Raw genomic sequence first — 18,196 nt, forward strand, 5'->3', positions numbered from 1 at the left:
TGTAGGTAATATACCTACAAGAATTATTATAAGGTACTAATCTAAAAGTATGTACTTTTGGATACTTGAACGCTGTGGAAACTACCTTTACACATTATATAAAAACTGAATCAAAACGCCTGGGATTCCATTTCTGCGGTATTTCTAAGGCAGAGTTCTTAGAGGAAGAAGCTCCACGTTTAGAAAAATGGTTGAAAAATAATATGCACGGACAAATGCATTATATGCATAATCATTTTGATAAACGCCTCGACCCAACAAAACTAGTTCCTGGCGCAAAGTCGGTAATTTCTTTGTTGTATAATTACTTTCCGGAAAAGCAACAGCAGCAAGATTCATACAAAATTTCAAAGTATGCGTATGGTATAGATTACCATCATGTTATTAAAAAAAAGCTGAAGGAGTTAGTTTTTGTGCTACAAGAAAAAATTGGAGACTTCAATGCACGTGTATTTGTTGATTCAGCTCCAGTTCTAGATAAAGCTTGGGCTAAGAAAAGTGGCTTGGGGTGGGTTGGTAAGAATTCAAATTTAATTACTAAGCAAAATGGTTCTTTCTTTTTTATTGCAGAAATTATTTGTGATTTAGAATTAGAATACGATACCGGCATAAAAGATTATTGTGGTACATGCACCAAATGTATTGATGCTTGTCCTACAGATGCCATTACAGAGCCGTACGTTGTAGATGGTAGTAAATGTATTTCTTATTTTACCATAGAGCTAAAAGATAAAATTCCTGATGAATTAGGAGGGAAGTTTAATGACTGGATTTTTGGATGCGATATTTGTCAAGATGTGTGTCCTTGGAACAGTTTTTCTCTTTATCACAAGGAAGAACAATTTAATCTAAAACCTGAAATCCAGAATTTTTCGAAAAATGATTGGGCTGAAGTAACGGAAGAAGTGTTTGTTAAAGCCTTTAAAGACTCGCCATTGAGCCGTACAAGATTTGAAGGACTTAAAAAGAATATAGAATTTGTGAAAAAATAAAAATCATTTATACAACCTCAAATTGTAACCTACTTAGATTTTTATATAAGCCATTTTCAATAGCAATTAATTCTTCGTGAGTCCCTAGTTCTTTTACCAAGCCCTTATCCATCACAACAATTTTGTCTGCTTTGCGAATGGTGGATAGTCTATGTGCAATTACAATGGACGTTCTTCCCACCATTAGGTTGTCTAATGCTTCTTGTACCAATCTTTCAGATTCGGAATCTAATGAGCTGGTGGCTTCGTCCAAAATTAAAATAGCAGGGTTTTTCAATACTGCTCTGGCAATCGCAATTCGTTGGCGCTGACCTCCGGATAATTTAATACCTCTTTCGCCAACTATAGTTTCAAATTTTTCCGGAAAACTTTCAATAAAAGACAGCGCATTTGCTTTTTGAGCAGCAGCTTTAATTTCTTCTAGTGTAGCATCCGGTTTTCCGTAGGCAATATTTTCTTTAATACTTCCACCAAACAGAAGCACATCTTGTGGAACAATGGCAATGTTATTTCGTACTTGCGACAAAGGGTATGAATTGTAATCTTTGCCATCGATGCTAATAATTCCTTTTTGTGGCGTGTAAAAACGTAGTAGCAATGATGCAATAGTTGTTTTTCCCGCACCACTTGGTCCAACGATAGCAATAGTTTCGCCTTTGTTGGCATTGAAAGAAATGCTTTTTAACACTTCCATTTCTTTACGACTTGGATATGTAAATGCTACTTCCTTAAACGAAACATCGCCATTTAGTTTAATTGGATTTTTGTGCGCATGAATATCAATTGGTTCGGTGCTTTCTTCAAGAATTTCAAAAATTCGTTCTGTGGCTCCAACCGATTTTTGGATTTGTGCATACAGCTCGGCTGTGCCGCCAATTGCAGCTCCCACAAATACTGAGTACAAAACAAATGCTAAAAGGCTACCAATTGTTAGCTCTCCGTTAATGGTTAAAATTACACCATACCAAACAACTGCTACAATGGCTCCGAATACACAAAAAATTATAAAGGATGCAAATCCTCCTCGGTACATTCCATTGCGAGTAGCTAGTTTTACAATTTCATCAATACTTTTTTGGTACCGAATAATTTCGTAAAGTTCATTGGCAAATGCCTTTACATTAGCTATGCCTTGTAATGTTTCTTCTACAACGGTATTAGATTCTGCTACTTTATCTTGCACTTGTTTAGAAATTTTGCGAATCAATCGCCCTAAAATAACACCCGCAACGGCAACGATAGGAACTATTGACAACATTAATAAGGTAAGCTTAACGGAATATACTGCCAGCAAGGCAATTCCTCCAACTATTAAAATAATTTGTCGAGCAAACTCCGCAATGGTAGTGGTTAAGGTGTCTTGTATTAAGTTTACATCGGCAGAAAGACGACTGTTTAATTCACCCACTCGTTTTTCTGAAAAGTATGTCATGGGCAATTTTATTAGGTGTTCGTAGGTATGAATACGAAGTTTAGCCAATGTGTTTTCGGTAAAATTTACGAACAAATAAATTCTGAAATACGAAAATACAGACTGACCAATTAGAACAATTACAAGTAGAAGTCCGAGTTCGTTTGCTCTTTCAATGTTGTGGTCTTTGGCAGTGTCAGCTAGTTCTCCCATAAATTTCGGGAAAATAAGAGCTGTAGCACTTGTCAGTAAAAGAAAAATTATTCCAACATAAAATTTCCAAAGATTTTCTTTGTTGTATGAAAAAAGTTTAGCCGATTTACTAAGTGTAGATCGTGTTAGTTTTGCTTTAGGTAAATCGTCTGTATTTTTTTTCCCGCGTGCCATCTAATGTAATAGTTGAATAAATTTTATTATTGCCACAAAGATAGTCAATGAGAATGAAATGACTTGTCATTGCAATGTAATCTTGTTGATGAATGGTGATGTTAATTGCCTATAATTTCTTCATCAAATACGAATACATTTCTACCATTGCTTGAATATCATTTTTATGCACTTTTTCATCGGGCGAGTGTACAAAGCTTTCTGCTGCACCAATAAAGCACCAGTCAAATGGATATGGCGTTCTTTGCAAAGCGTTGCCATCGCTACCTCCTGCAGATTCTACTTCTAGTTGAAATGGAATTTTACTTTTTTTAGCAAGTTCAATAATTTTATTTACGTACATTCTTCGGGGTATACCTGAATCTCGTATCGAGATTGCAACACCTTTGTTATGTACAACACCTTCGGTAATCCACGTTATATCAGAAATTAATGCTTGAGAAACTTTATAGCGCTCGTAAATATATTTTCCTAAAACCTCCGCATTTCCTCCTCCGTGCTCTTCCCAACATGAAAAACAAATTATCCCATTTTTAAGTGTTTGGGCCACTTGTAAAGCATTCCAAACTCCTAGTCGGTTGTCTAAATAAGGAGTTTGTACATATTCTTTCGTTTCTCTAAAATTGGGTTTAAAGGTAAGTGTGGTGCCTCGCTCAATTTCTCTGTTAAATTTATAGGAAAGTTCTTTTTTTTCATTCACTTGCAATTTGCATGTTATAGGTCCTTTCGTGTCTTCGCCTACTAACTCATATCCATTTTCTGTTTTTGGCCCACCAATTTTTACTAATTCTTTGCCATATCTAACTGTAAATCCTATTGAGTCCATGTGCGCAAAAATGGCTGTTTTAGGCTTTCCAAAAACGAGAATAATTGCATTTTGTACATCAGGACCGGTAATAACTTTTGGTTTCGAATCCCAATTTTTGCTATTCTTTTTAATATAATCAAGTAAAAATTCTTGCATGGTATGTTCAGACCCCGATGGAGCTTGAATTTGACACAGTTTTTCGAGTAATTTCATATTTATTGTTGATTTATGATGAAAAAGTAACTAAAAAATTCATTATTAATATATTTTTTTTAATTTAGGTAAAATACAACTGTACCATGAATAGTGCACTAACCTATAACCTTTTTAACAAATTATTAAAAGATAATTTGGCTTTGTTGTATTTCGGTGTTTTTAGTGATGATATTACAGATAAGTTAATTGGTCTTAATGAACATAATATTGTCAATCTAGAGTCAGGTGAAAAGATTAAAAAAAGAACATCTTTTTTAATAACAGAGTGCTTCCAAAATATAGTTAGACATGGTGTTACATTCGATTCAATTAAAAATTATGCTATAAATAAGAACTATTTTTTATTGCGTCAGCAAGACCCTTCTATCGTGTTGGCATCTGGTAATTATGTTGCAGGAGAGTTTCAAAAGTCTATTCAAGAAAAATTAGTACATATAAATACCTTGAGTGAAGAGGATTTGAAGAAGTTGTACTTAGAGGTAATGAGTAATGAAACCTACGTGAATAATAGGGGCGCAGGATTAGGATTAATTGAAATAGCACGTAAATCAAAATCGAAAATACAGTTTAAGTTTAGAGAGGTAAACGATTCGTTGTCTATATTTTTTATGCAAGCCAATGTTAGCGCAGAAGGGAAAGTGGGCGATGCATTAGTGCTTGATAACTCAATATCGTTGTACGATGATTTGTTGCCGGAAAATGTAATGTTGGTGTACAAAGGGGATTTCTCGAGAAACACAGTTCTTCCAATTATTGAAATGATTGAAGGAAATTTGATAAATCAGTTGGATGAATATGTAATTAAGAAAAAAGTATTCCTTACTTTGGTAGAGGCGCTTCAAAATATGAGCAAGCATGGCGAGAAAGTGGATGGAAGTTCTACAGGTATTTTTATAATTGGTAAGCGAGATAGGTATTATACGTTAACAACAGGTAATTACATAAAAAAGGAAAAGCGAAAATCAATTAAACAAAGCTTAACTTCTTTACAAGAACAATCAAAACCTCAGTTAGATGCGTTGTATGCAAAAATGCTTCGCGAAGGTAGTCTAACAGAACATGGAAATGCAGGATTGGGATTGGTTGAAATTGCTCGAAATTGCGAAGGCAACTTTAATTTTAATGTTTTTGATGTGGATGATGAATTGGATTTTTTCGTTTTAAATATTAATATATAATTCTTTTAGGAAAATGGCTACAATAGTAATTGAGAAGACAAAAGATACTCCATCTGTATTATTTGATGCAGAAAAAGGTGTTTTGGAATTAAAAGGATTGTCGTTACCGGAAAATGTGATCAAATTTTATCAGTCTTTGATAGATGCAGTAAATGAGTATGTAAAAGCTCCTAAAGATAAAACTGTAATACGCATCATGTTAGAGTATTATAACACTGCAACTTCCAAACTATTGGCTAGCTTATTAATTAAATTTGAAGATGTAGTTAAGGCTCAAAAGGAGGTTGTAATTGAATGGTATTTTGCAAAGAATGATGAAATTATGCAGGAAAAAGGGGAGGAGTTGCAAAGTATTATTCAAGTTCCTTTTAAGCTAATTCCTCAGCAATAAACTTATCGCAATACAGTTACATGCCCTATATATTGATGGGCTTGATCGAAAATATCCGTAACTCTAGCTTTCCAGACATATACATCTTGTTGAACAAGTTCTAGTTTATTATCTCGTCTGCCATTCCATTTATTATCCAAACTTGTACTGTTAAATATTTGTTCGCCCCATCTGTCAAATATCCACAACTCAAATTCTTTAATTCCAATTCCTTTAATATCAAAAAAATCATTTATTAAATCTCCGGAAGGAGTAAAGCAATTAGGAAACCAAATAACCCAATCCGGGCCTATTTTTACTGTGGCTTCTGCTGTGTCAACACATCCGAATTGGTTAACAAGATAGAGTCCAATCGTATAGTCTGTTGGTACTTCGGTATCGTAAGTATGTGTCGCGTTTGTGTTTAAAGAATCAAGTGTATTGTCTCCAAAATTCCAGACAAAGTTTGTATAGCCGGTACTACCATTTGTTAAGTTTATGCTAGGAGCCGATATAGATGGATTTACCGGTGTAACTGTAAAGTTGGCGATTGGCGTTGGATGTACCGTTATCATATTGTTTACGGTTGACGTATCTTTACAACCGGCATTGCTTGTTACGATAAGTGATATAGAGTATGCGCCATTCGTAGGATAACAATTATTCGGATTTTGCTGTAAGGAGTTTGATCCATTTCCAAAGTCCCAGTTCCATGACACAATTGTATCAAGTGGGTCTGATTGAGTTAAGTCGGTAAATGATATACATCCAAATTCGCATAATTGAGTTGTGTCTGCCTGCAAATTAGCAATTGGTTTAGAAAAAATACGGAGCATGGTCGTGTCTTTTTTTACAGGGCACGTTCCATTGGTTACGGTCCACTCGTATTCGTAGATGCCTGCTGCTAAGCCAGAAATTGCGGTAGTGGCAGAAGAATCATCTGCGAATATAGTTGTAGTTGGTCCGGAAATTTGCTGCCAGCTTCCTGATGCAAATACTGTTAAAGGTGTTGCTGCTAGTTGTGAGCTAGTGGCCGATCCACATAACGAAAAATCTCCTCCTGCATTTGCAATTGGTAAATCAAATAGAGTTATTTCAATGGTATCGGAGGCTGCAGGACAAGTAGTGCCCGTGGCAACTGTCCACATAAATTTATAAGTTCCTTCTTGTAGGTTGGTAATTGCAGTATTTGAAGAAGTATTGTTGTTAATTGTTGCATTGGTAGGCCCACCGGGTAATTGTGTCCATGTGCCGGAGTAGTTTCCTATTAATGCATTTGCGTTGAGGTTAATTGTGTTTACTCCGCAGTAACTGGTATCATTGCCCACCATAGCAATAGGTTTATTTACAATGGTAACAACAGCGGTGTCGGAAGCAGAACAAAATAATCTATTAACACTTACTGTGTAAACAGTAACAGCAACGTTAGTTCCATTATTGCTTGCTGTTAGCTGTGGGTTGGAGTTTGACGCGTTGTTTAATCCTGTGGTGCTGTTCCATGTGTAAGTATATCCAGTAATTGCAGGGGTTCCAATGTTTGCCAATTCTCCATCACAAAGCATTGTGTCATTCGCCAAATAAGTAAGCGGAATACTTAGTGGAATTTGCGAACTGTTGCAAGAACACGTATTAAGTGTGCTGTCGATGGATGCAATTAAAGAGCATGCGAATCCTGCCGGAACATCAATAATGCCTGTGTAAGCATAACTTCCGTTTGTTGGAATAAGAGCTGCAACGGTGTCTTTTACTACTAAATTGTCTCCAGCATCAATAATACCATTGTTGTTCGCATCAAAATAGTAGGAAATAATAGTTGGGTTAGACGGAATAATTTGTTGCCCACCCGGATTATTTATGGTCATGTTAATTGTTGCCGTTTCGCCTGTAGGTGGGTTGGGAACAGAAACACCTGATGCATTTGAAAGATTAAGATTAGATTTATATGAATAGATATCTAGTGTGTCGTAACCCGTAAGTACACTCACACCGCAAATATTATTTGTTTGCATACACAACACATTTGATGTACTTACTGTTCGTGCAAAAAATTGATAGATACTACATTTTAAAGAATCCGACAATCCGGAGAAGTCAATTGTGAAAACAACGCTGTCTCCCGGAGCCACACCCACAGGCAAATTCCATGTATTGTATTCCGATAAGCTGTTGAAATACGTAGTTGGGTTTGCAACTACAGGAGGGTTTTTTATTCCGGAAAAAGAGTTGGCTACATAATTAACACCACTCGGAAACATGATGGTAATAGAGTCGCTGTTTACAAAAGAACCTGGTCCATTATTTATTACGGACACTTTTAAATTTGTATTGCCATTACATGCAGAAATAAAAGTGGAGGTTAGCTTTACATTAGTTGTAAAGGATGCATTAGCTCCATTAATGCCTAATTGAGATGCCAGTCCTAAGATGGCGTTTTTATTAATTCCGCAGGCACTTTGTCCTTTTACTTCAAAAACAATATTGCTTCCAACAATATAATTGCAATCCGTTAGTACTTTAAACTTTATTTCGAAACTATTTAATGTGTTCGTCAAAACTCCTTTTAATCCGTTTGCGCCAATAGTGTCTTCGTCTGCTGAAATATTCCATTGCCAATTGCTGCCCCCCATGTTGGCAGGGTCGTTTATGCCTACAAACGTATTGCCAATTGGGTAAGATATTTTAGATGTGTTTGGTACAATGCTAATGCCTGTTGGTAATGTTGTATTAAAGAATACATTGTAGGCTGTTCCTAAATCTACGTTGGTGCTTTTTATTAGGTATTCTGCTGTGTCGCACAAATTAACTGCTGTAGCAGGAGGTGTAACAGCAATTTGAAAACTTGGTATTTGCGGAATTAATTTTAATTGCAATGTTTTCGTTGAGCACGGGTAGGTGGCAATGCTAGTTGGGTATCCGGGACAATTCCAGCCGGCATGCAACATAAAGCTGTCTGCATTACACGAAGTAAATGTGGCACAAATTCTATAGTTATTTGTAGTAGCACCACTTAAATTTCCAAGCTGATAAATTCCATTTACAGGATTAATAATGTTGTTATTTGTAAGGTCTGTAACTTGATTGATAGTAATACCTCCAGCAATTTGTGCGCCAATCCATGTGTTTTGAGAGTTAACGTTCGTAATATTGGTTAAGGAAATATCCCAGCAAACACTATTGTTTGGAGCTATTATGGTTGGTAGTGCAGATTGCAAGAAAAAATCAGGACCATCGTAGAAAACATGATCGCCTGCACCTGCATTTGATTGCCGTTTTACCAATGCACTATCAATTTTTCCATTTCCTTTGCTGTAAGTCCAGTAGTAGCCAATTGGTGCATTTACATTTCTAGTTACAGCACATGTTGGACTTAGTGTTAATGTTAGCGTTCCATAAAAACCTTCATCGCTTGGGTATATCAGTGGAGTAGCGCCTTGGTAAAAAGGAGTCATGTTAAAATCAAAAATTGGACCAGTAGTACTAATTGGTGTAATTGGATAAGTAGGGCTTGCTGTTGACAATAAAAGACCGCTAGTTCTAACTTCCCTAACAGATGCAGCTACAAAGGCGTAGCCATTTGGTACAACTACTTTTAATAATTCGGCACCGGTAAAATTCCTGTATTCAAATGGAAACATATTTACACCGGCATAAATACAGCAAGGTCCAACACTAAAATAATAGTTTTGTCTAATAACAACTTGATCGCACTCTTGTGTTGTAAAATTGTCGGGGCCAGATACTGTAAAGTAATAACCAATTATACTAAAGTTGCCTTGAAATACATTGCAGGTAAATTTATTAATTGCGTTTGTTGGATTAGGAATGTCGGAGCAGTAAAAATCGTTACTGATATTTGATGTAATAATATTGCCTCCTCCGGGATTTGAAGTTACTTTATATTGTGGGTCAAAAAATATAGAATCTCCGTTTTGATATTCTGTAATAGCCGGATTAAATGCCAAAGGGAAGCTGAGGTTGTAAGAAAAAGTATTTCCTGTTGGTACAACACCCGGTATAAAACAGGTGTAGGTATTTACGCCTCTAACTACTTTTAATATTCCGCCAACAGAAGTTATGTAATTCGAATTAGTAATAGTAGATTGTGCATATAAATATTGCCATTGCGGGTTTTGTACGCTTGTTTGGATAGTAGCCTGAAAACTTGTTTCTACAGTATCACCAAACATTGATCTGTCTCTTCTAATTTTGTTGAAGTTTAGGTTTCCAAATCCATCATCAACGCCATCGTCATTATTGTCGGGCGAACCAAGGCTAGTTCTATACACTTCGTAATTACTGAAATTGAGCCCCTCGCAACTAACAGGACACACAATACTTAGTATAGCAGAAGCTTTTGATACGAGCGCTCTGCATGTGCAATTGGTTGTAGTAGGGACATAATAGAGACTTGCTTGTACGCTATCAATACCTCCAGAGCAACTGCTGCAATTAGCCGTAAGGTCAATTAATATTTGAGATTGTTCAATTACACCTGAGGATGGACTGCCATTAAATGTGGCGGTAACTGTATTCCCTACCTGATTAACACTAGCAGCAGGCCATTGTGTTATTCCATCCGCGTCTAAAATATAGATGGGGGTATTGTTGTAGGTTAAGCACGGTGGTAACTGAAATTCTGCTTGCCAGTTGGCTCCCGGTCCTGTTGGAGAAACATTGTTATAGTGTGTTGTTATAAGAAAGCTGAATTTTTTTGTTTGTCCAGAAATTATATTTGAAGGAGAATTGTTGTTAGATAAATCACCTCGAACAAGATTATAAAAACGTCCCAAAGTCAAAGGTTTTACAAAGTTGTTTTGACACACATCTTGATAAGTTGCATCATACCTCCACCCATTATTAACAGTATTCACTTCGCAACATGTACGAACGTCCCATGTTATTATAACAGAATCTCCTGGGTTTATCTGAGGAATAGTTAACTTAACAAACCCAACCGAATTTGCCCCCAAACAACTTACATTACTACATGTTAAACTCGATGTTGGAACAATTGTAGTGGGAGTTCCATTGTTATATTTTATTTGTAATGAGCTTACAACAATTTCAGATAACATCTTCATTCCACAATAAAAACTACCTCCATCAGACTGATGTATGTTCAAGATAAGATTAGTAGCCGTTCCTGCATTAGGATGGTTAGTTATTATTAATTTTTGTTTAGAGTCATTTCCCGCTCCTAAGCAAAAATTTTGAGAAGCAACTGTAGAAAAAGTTAGTTGTGGCGTAACTCCCGGAAATGTAATATTTGCAGTTGTACTGCTTGATTGACAAACAGAGCCATTACATCCCCATCCCGCTGTAATATTTGACGTTACTGCACTGCAATTATTTATAGTTACATTTTCGCAAATGGTAATGTTTTCTCCGTTCTCAAATAGATTATCTCCATCTCCAATACTTGTAAAGTCGGCACCGGATAGGATGATGGTTTCTGTATTTCCATTTGTACTTAATGTCCCGGGGCTTACAGATGTAATTGTTAGTCCATTTCCGTGTACATCTGTTACTGTAAATTGATTTAGGGCACCTAACCCGCCATTTACAATATTGAAACATCTTGTAAATGCGCCACCGACAGTTCCGGCATACGTTTGATTTGTAAAGGTTGTAATTGATAAATTTGGCTGATAGATGGAATAAACTCCGGTAGTATGGTTAAGTGTGAAATTTTGAGAGTTTCCCGTGTAATTAACCGTAATTGTATTTTGTATTGGATTTCCTGTAGCTAAAAAGGTATTGATATTACAATTTACGCTAGCTAAAAATGTAAGTGTAATATTGTTTAATGAATTAATAGTGCTAACAGAAAATGTTGGAGCACTTAAATTACCAATGTTTACTTCCCCTGCATTTGTTATCGATCCGGCTTGGTAAATAACTCCGGTTGGCATTGTTACAGTTACTTGTGTCCCGGTAACTGCACCCGCAGATGGATTATTAATGTTGATTGAAAACAATTGACTTGATCCGCAAACATTTAAAGAAGAAGGTACATTGCTACTTACAACAATTAATGGGTTTTGTGCTTTTATCCCCCCTAAAGATAATTGTAGTAAGAAAAATAATAAAAAAGATAAACGTGAAAAAAGCATAGTTGGGGTTATCTAAATTTTTACTAAAACCTTAAAATTCTTATGGTATTCAATATACCAATAAAAAAAGGCAATATCAATTATAGTAATATGGTTTGATGCAACTAATTTCAATAAAGTGAAGTAGTCTGTTTTGAGCTATGTTGAATTGAAAGTTTTTGAAGACAATGGTTTGGATGCACCTTAGTTCGTTTTGTTTGATTCTTAATAGTTAGTATCTTACAGAATCAATGAGAGTAGCTTTTCTTTCTAGTTTTTACCCTTTAAGAGGTGGTATTGCACAGTTTAATGCAGCCTTGTACCGTCAGTTTGAATTACAGCATACCGTTAAAGCATTTACTTTTTCCAAGCAATATCCGGATATTTTGTTCCCGGGTACTACGCAATATGTAACCGAAGATGATAAAGCAGACAAGATTGACGCAATTGAAGTATTGAATACTGTTAATCCTATTTCATATTTTACAACAGCGAAAAAAATAAAACACTATGCTCCCGATATTTTGGTGATGAAATATTGGATGCCTTTTTTTGCCCCATCCTTAGGTACGGTCGCAAAATTGGTAAAGTCAAAAACAAAGGTGATTACGATTTTAGACAATGTTATTCCGCACGAAAAAAGAATAGGGGACATAGCATTAAATAACTATTTTCTAAATCAGAATCATGGTTTTGTGGTGATGAGTGATGTTGTAAAAAACGATTTACTCTCGTTAAAGCCCAATGCAAAATACATTTACCACCAACATCCACTGTACAACCATTTCGGAAATAAATTAGATAAAGCTGGCGCTCGTGCTCAATTAAATTTGCCGGCTGATAAAAAAATTCTGCTTTTTTTTGGATTTATAAGAGGCTATAAAGGCTTGGATTTGCTAATTAAAGCAATGAAAAATCTTTCGGAAGAGTATCATTTAGTAATTGCGGGCGAGATATACGGTAGTTTTGATGAATACGATGCTTTAATCTCAGAGCTGGGTGTATCAACTAAAATTACCCAACTTGTTCGATACATTAATGATGCAGAGGTTTCTGTTTTGTTTTCTGCAGCCGATGTAAATGTATTGCCTTACAAATCGGCAACACAAAGTGGTATAACATCTATTGCATATCATTTCGATTTGCCAATAATAGCAACTGATGTAGGAGGTTTAAAAGAATCTATATATCACAATAAAACAGGATTAATTGTACCGGAACCAAATCCGGATCAAATAACAAGTTCGATTAACGATTATTTTTCAGCAAATAAAAGTGTTGAATTTGAAAAAAACATTCAAGAACTAAAAAAACAAATGTCTTGGGAAAGCTTAGCGAATAGTATTGTTAAGTTTTCCGATAGTTTGTAAGATTTAATTTTTTATCTGAAACTCTTTCAGTTCCACAATTGTTTTACAGAAAGAAAATTCTTTTTGAATGTAGTTAGAAAAAATAATTGTTATTCTGTTTTCTAAATTTCCGGTAACTAAATTTCTGAACCATTCTATCGAATTTTCATCCAAATTTGTTGATGGTTCGTCAATTAATAAAATGGAGGTGTTTGATAGAACCGCCAGCGCATGCTTAACACGCTGTTTCATTCCGGATGAAAAATATTTAAGTTGTTTGTTGTTTGATTTAGGAAGCTCAATCACCTCCATTACTTTTTGTATGGAGTAGGTATTCATAAGAGGTTTAAATTTCGAATGAAATTTGATTAGCTCCTCCAATGTGTAATCTTCTAATAAATCAACATAGTGGGCAGATATGCTGATGTGTTGGTATACATTTTCTAAGGCAACAGGAATATTGTTTATAGAATAACTAATCTTGCCTTCGGTAGGAGGTAAGCTGCCGGAAATTAGTTGTAGTAGTGTTGATTTCCCTGTGCCGTTTGTTCCTAATATTGCAAGCGTATCGCCAGAGATAGCAGAAAGGTTGACGTTTCTATAAATCCATTCGTGTTGGAACTGTTTGCCAATATTTTCGAGATGTAATTTCACTCCGCAAATTATGAAATACCGCGCATGATACCATTTACAGATTCTCTGATAAACTTAATAATCTGTTCTTTTTCTTTGGATGCCGGAGCTTCTTGTTCTACAATGTTTACAGCGTTTGTAACATTGTATCCTTTTACATAAATAGTTCTGTAAATATCTTCAATTTCCGCAATTGTTTCATTGGAAAAACCTCTTCGTCTAAGTCCTACGGAATTAATACCTACATAGGAAAGAGGCTCTCTTGCTGCTTTTACAAAAGGAGGTACATTTTTACGCACTAACGATCCTCCGGTAATAAAAGTATGAGCTCCTATTTTTACAAATTGTTGCACCGCAACCAATCCTTCCAGTATCGACCAGTCTTCTATCTCTACATGTCCTGCAAGGTTTACGCTGTTTGCAACAATAATATTGTTTCCTAAAATACAATCGTGAGCAATGTGCACGTATGCCATCAATAAACAATTACTCCCTACGGCAGTTTTAAATTTATCTTTTGTACCACGATTCATTGTTACAAACTCCCTTATAATAGTATTGTCACCAATTTCGGCTGTAGTTTTTTCGCCTTCAAATTTTAAATCTTGCGGAACCGCAGATATAACTGCGCCAGGAAATATTTTACAATTTTTTCCTATACGCGCACCGTCCATTATTACTGCATTGGGTCCAATCCAGGTGCCATCTCCAATTTCTACATCTTCATAAATGGTCGCAAATGGTTCAACAATAACATTTTTGCCAAGTTTAGCATTGGGATGTATGTAGGCAGAAGAACTTAACATGTCAATTTAATATTTTTATTTCAGAGTTATATTTTTTAGGCAAGAACTTCCGCTTTTGTGTTTTTTACTTTTACTATTTGTGCCATCATTTCGGCTTCCATCACTGCTTTTGAGCCAACGTAAGCTACCCCTTTCATATGACAAATTCCGCGTCTAATTGGAGTAAGTAAGTCTAATTTAAAAACAACAGTATCTCCCGGTAAAACTTTTTGTTTGAATTTTACTCCGTCTATTTTCATGAAATAGGTTAAATAATTTTCAGGATCCGGTACTGTTTTTAAAACTAAAATCCCACCTGTTTGCGCCATAGCTTCTATAAGCAATACGCCTGGCATTACAGGGTTGTCAGGGAAATGACCTTTGAAAAACTCTTCGTTCATGGTTACATTCTTCACACCAATTACATGGCTTTCGCTGAGTTCCATTATTTTATCAATCAATAAAAATGGCTGTCTATGTGGAAGAATTTTTATGATGTCGTTTATATTAAAAAGCGGTTCTGCACTCAAATCTATTTTGGGTGCTTCGTTCTTTTTAAGTTTTTCTTTTTTAATTAATTCTTTTATTTTTTTTGCAAATGCTGTGTTGCCTGCATGACCAGGGCGTGCGGCTAAAATGTGGGCTTTGATGTGAGTGCCAATTAATGCCAAATCACCAACAATGTCAAGCACTTTGTGTCTTGCAGGTTCATTAAAAAAATGAAGTGTGGTATTGTTTAATACTCCTTTGCCTTTTATAACTACATCGTGCTTATTAAATACAGATGCAAGGTATTCTAATTTTTCGTTAGGGATAGGTCTGTCAACCAATACAATTGCATTGTCTAGATCTCCGCCCTTTATCAAGTTGTGTTGCAATAAAGCTTCCAGTTCGTGCAAAAAAACATACGTACGGCACTTGGCAATTTCTGTTTTAAATTCATGTATGTTGTACATAGTGCCATGCTGTGTTCCTAATATTTCTGAATTGTAGTCAACCATTACAGTTATTCTAAATTCGTCTTGCGGCACTGCCAACATCTCTACTTTTTTTATAGGATCTTCGTAGGTAAGATTTTCTTTTAATTCAAAATATTCTCGTTCTGTATTCTGTTCTTTTATTCCGGCAGTTTCAAGCAAATTGATAAATGGCATTGCACTACCATCCATTATTGGCATTTCCGGACCATCCAATTCCATTAGTATATTGTCTAAATCCATACCAACTAAGGCAGCAAGCACGTGCTCGGTAGTATAAATTCTTGCGCCATTTTGCTCTAGGGTTGTGCCTCTAGCAGTATCTACAACATTGTCTATATCTGCATCAACTACCGGTTGATTGGGCAAATCAATTCGTTTGAATTTAAAGCCATGATTGTCTTCTGCAGGTTTAAATGTAAGATTTGTTTTTTTTCCTGTATGTAAACCAACACCGGATATTGAAACTTCTTTTTTAATCGTTTTTTGCTTTATGGTAGTGCTCATGGTAAGTTTATTCAATGGTTGTTTGTAGATTTCTTGAGTTGTTTTTCTAGTTCTGTAATTTTTTCTTGAATAGAAGGAAGTTTTCTAAATAGAACATAAGAGCGTTTGTAATCTCCAATGCCAAATGCGGGTGATCCTTGAACAATTTCGCCTTCTTGTGTTATACTATGTCCAATACCTGATTGTGCAGCAATTTTTACGTTATTCGCAATCGTTAAATGACCAACAATTCCTACTTGTCCGCCAATCATACAGTTTTTCCCTATTTTTGTTGATCCGGCTACTCCGGTTTGTGCTGCTATAACTGTGTTTTCTCCTATTTCAACGTTGTGTGCAATTTGAATAAGGTTGTCGAGTTTTACGCCTTTACGAATAATGGTTGATCCAAGCGTTGCTCTGTCAATTGTGCTATTGGAGCCTATTTCTACATAATCTTCCAATACAACATTTCCAATATGTGGAATTTTATGGTAATTGTTTTCGCTGTTAGGTGCAAAACCAAAGCCGTCTCCGCCAATAACCACGCCTGCATGAATAGTACAATTATTCCCAACTACACAATCGGCATATATTTTTACACCCGAGTAAATAGTTGTGTTATCCCCAATTTTACAGCCATCTGCAATAAAAGCATTGGGATATATTTTAGTGTTTTTTCCAATTTTTACACCTTCTCCAATATAACTAAATGCTCCAATATATGTGTTGTCGGCTAGTGTAGCGGTTTTTGCAATAAAGTTGGGTTGCTCAATTCCGGATTTGTTATTCTTTATTTGATTGTATGTTTCAAGTAATGTTGCAAAACTTTTTCTTGGGTCATCTACACGTATCAGAGTACATGTTTTTTTTAATTCTTTTTCAAGAACTAAATCCTTTGCTACAATTACTATAGAGGCATCTGTAGTATAGAGGTATGGGGTGTATTGTGGATTAGATAAAAAAGAAAGCGTATTGGGTGTGCCTTCTTCAATTTTAGATAGTTGATTTACGGAGGCTTCTGCATTGCCTTCAACTATTCCCTTAACTAAGCCTGCTATTTGCTCGGCCGTAAATTGCATCATGGATTATTAGGTTTTAACAAAGTTAATACTTTTAGAGCTTATTCCCAGTTTTTTCTTACCCTAATAACTACATTTTATCCCCAAAATTGCATAAGAATGTTAATAGTAAAGTGCGAATTAAATCTTTGATAGTTAGGTTCTTAGCTCTTTTGGGAAACATAAAAAGTATTTTTTTACTGTTTTTGCTAATGCCGAACCATTCAATTGGTCTGATGCCTCTAAAATATCTTTTGTTTTGCCGTCTTTAAACAAAATATTGATTCTTATTTTCTCCGGGTTGTAAATATTGTTTGCCACTTCTCCCGAAAAAACAAAATAGCCTACTTCCTCCGGTTTTATTTTTAATAGTTTTTGTGCTCGTAGTTTTAGCGCATCTATACTTTTTTTATCAAATGGCTGATTTTGCATGGTTATTGAAAAAAGTTTTCTATCCGCCATGTATTTTGCTAGAGTAGATAAGGTTTTGTCTTTGTGTCCAACCCACACTTTAACCGAAGCCATAATATCGTGATCGTCTAATTCTGCAAACGTGTCTAATATTTTGGGATTAGACAGAAAGGAGTTTTTGTCGTGTTTGTTATATAAAAATTCGTGCAAGGCCGGAGTGCAAAAAAGTTCTTCTCCTTTTAAGGCAAGCTCTTTGGCTCGTTTTAAAATGTTTACAAGCATGTGTTCTGCACTTAGCACTGTTTTGTGAAGATATACTTGCCAATACATTAATCGCCTGGCCAAAATAAATTTCTCGGTAGAGTAGATGCCTTTTAATTCAACAACCAATTGGTTATTTACAACATCCAACATTTTTATAATTCGGTCGCTTCCTACAATTCCTTCGGAAACACCGGTATAAAAGCTGTCTCGAACCAAATAGTCTAGTCTATCCACATCTAGTTGACTGGAAACTAATTGGTGTAAAAATTTTTTGTGGTACTCGCCATTAAAAATTTTTAATGCCAACGTAAGCTGCCCTTTAAACTCTTTGTTTAATCGAGCAATAAAAAGTTGCGAGAGCGTTTCATGGTTCATGTTGTGAACAATGGTATGCTCCAGTGCGTGGGAAAAAGGACCATGTCCAATGTCATGAAGTAGAATAGCAATTTCGGCAGCTTCTGCTTCTTTTTCAGTAATGGATTGTCCTTTAGAGCGCAATGTTTCTATAGCTTGCATCATTAAATGCATGGCGCCAATTACGTGATGGAAGCGCGTATGCAATGCTCCCGGATAAACGAGTTGTGTTAATCCTAATTGTCTAATTCTTCGCAAGCGCTGAAAATACCTGTGTTCAATTAGTTTGAAAGTAAGATTATTTGGAATAGTTACAAATCCATAAATTGGATCGTTGATAATTTTACTTTTAGTCTTTTTTAACATTTGGTCAATGGTAAAATAATTACATTTAAAAAACGTTACATACCAAACTTAGTACGAAA

The 18,196-nt window shown here is 35.6% G+C and carries 12 protein-coding genes; 4 read left to right on the forward strand and 8 right to left on the reverse strand.

Features of this window, described 5'->3' with window-relative positions; translation table 11 throughout:
* Positions 1-65: 65 nt before the first annotated feature.
* Positions 66-992: a tRNA epoxyqueuosine(34) reductase QueG gene (gene queG / locus J0M08_08735; protein MBN8703138.1), complete on the forward strand. Its 927-nt coding sequence runs from the start codon at positions 66-68 to the stop codon at positions 990-992.
* A gap of 7 nt (positions 993-999) precedes the next feature.
* On the opposite strand, the gene J0M08_08740 is transcribed toward queG, so the two are convergent.
* Both J0M08_08740 and J0M08_08745 read right to left on the reverse strand, forming a co-directional pair.
* Entirely contained in the window at positions 1,000-2,790 is a 1,791-nt protein-coding gene (locus J0M08_08740) for an ATP-binding cassette domain-containing protein (GenBank protein ID MBN8703139.1), read from the reverse strand.
* A 109-nt stretch (positions 2,791-2,899) separates the two neighbouring features.
* Positions 2,900-3,811 (reverse strand): aminopeptidase, encoded by a 912-nt coding sequence (locus tag J0M08_08745; protein ID MBN8703140.1) that lies wholly within the window; start codon positions 3,809-3,811, stop codon positions 2,900-2,902.
* Between the two features lie 86 nt (positions 3,812-3,897).
* On the opposite strand from J0M08_08745, the gene J0M08_08750 reads away from it, so the two are divergent.
* Complete coding sequence (locus J0M08_08750) at positions 3,898-4,992, forward strand: SiaB family protein kinase (GenBank protein ID MBN8703141.1); 1,095 nt, start codon at positions 3,898-3,900, stop codon at positions 4,990-4,992.
* 13 nt (positions 4,993-5,005) lie between these two features.
* A complete protein-coding gene (locus tag J0M08_08755; GenBank protein MBN8703142.1) occupies positions 5,006-5,383 on the forward strand; it encodes a DUF1987 domain-containing protein in 378 nt (125 codons plus the stop codon).
* 2 nt (positions 5,384-5,385) lie between these two features.
* Here J0M08_08755 and J0M08_08760 read toward each other — a convergent pair whose 3' ends face one another.
* Positions 5,386-11,475, reverse strand: a complete 6,090-nt coding sequence (locus J0M08_08760; GenBank protein MBN8703143.1) for a gliding motility-associated C-terminal domain-containing protein — start codon at positions 11,473-11,475, stop codon at positions 5,386-5,388.
* 230 nt (positions 11,476-11,705) lie between these two features.
* On the opposite strand from J0M08_08760, the gene J0M08_08765 reads away from it, so the two are divergent.
* Positions 11,706-12,824: a glycosyltransferase gene (locus tag J0M08_08765; protein MBN8703144.1), complete on the forward strand. Its 1,119-nt coding sequence runs from the start codon at positions 11,706-11,708 to the stop codon at positions 12,822-12,824.
* Positions 12,825-12,827: 3 nt separating this feature from the next.
* Here the strand turns inward: J0M08_08765 and J0M08_08770 are convergent, their stop codons facing one another.
* The 5 genes from J0M08_08770 to J0M08_08790 form a co-directional block, all read right to left on the reverse strand.
* Positions 12,828-13,457, reverse strand: coding sequence for an ATP-binding cassette domain-containing protein (locus J0M08_08770; protein ID MBN8703145.1), 630 nt, complete (start codon positions 13,455-13,457; stop codon positions 12,828-12,830).
* An 8-nt stretch (positions 13,458-13,465) separates the two neighbouring features.
* Complete coding sequence (gene lpxA, locus J0M08_08775) at positions 13,466-14,242, reverse strand: acyl-ACP--UDP-N-acetylglucosamine O-acyltransferase (protein ID MBN8703146.1); 777 nt, start codon at positions 14,240-14,242, stop codon at positions 13,466-13,468.
* A gap of 35 nt (positions 14,243-14,277) precedes the next feature.
* Complete coding sequence (locus tag J0M08_08780; GenBank protein MBN8703147.1) at positions 14,278-15,705, reverse strand: bifunctional UDP-3-O-[3-hydroxymyristoyl] N-acetylglucosamine deacetylase/3-hydroxyacyl-ACP dehydratase; 1,428 nt, start codon at positions 15,703-15,705, stop codon at positions 14,278-14,280.
* A gap of 11 nt (positions 15,706-15,716) precedes the next feature.
* Positions 15,717-16,763 carry a UDP-3-O-(3-hydroxymyristoyl)glucosamine N-acyltransferase gene (gene lpxD, locus J0M08_08785; GenBank protein MBN8703148.1) on the reverse strand — a complete coding sequence of 349 codons (1,047 nt, stop codon included), beginning with the start codon at positions 16,761-16,763 and terminating at the stop codon, positions 15,717-15,719.
* Between the two features lie 135 nt (positions 16,764-16,898).
* Positions 16,899-18,137 carry an HD domain-containing protein gene (locus J0M08_08790; protein MBN8703149.1) on the reverse strand — a complete coding sequence of 413 codons (1,239 nt, stop codon included), beginning with the start codon at positions 18,135-18,137 and terminating at the stop codon, positions 16,899-16,901.
* Between the last annotated feature and the right edge of the window lie 59 nt (positions 18,138-18,196).

It is taken from the genome of Bacteroidota bacterium (genome assembly GCA_017303975.1).
GTDB lineage: Bacteria > Bacteroidota > Bacteroidia > JAFLBG01 > JAFLBG01 > JAFLBG01.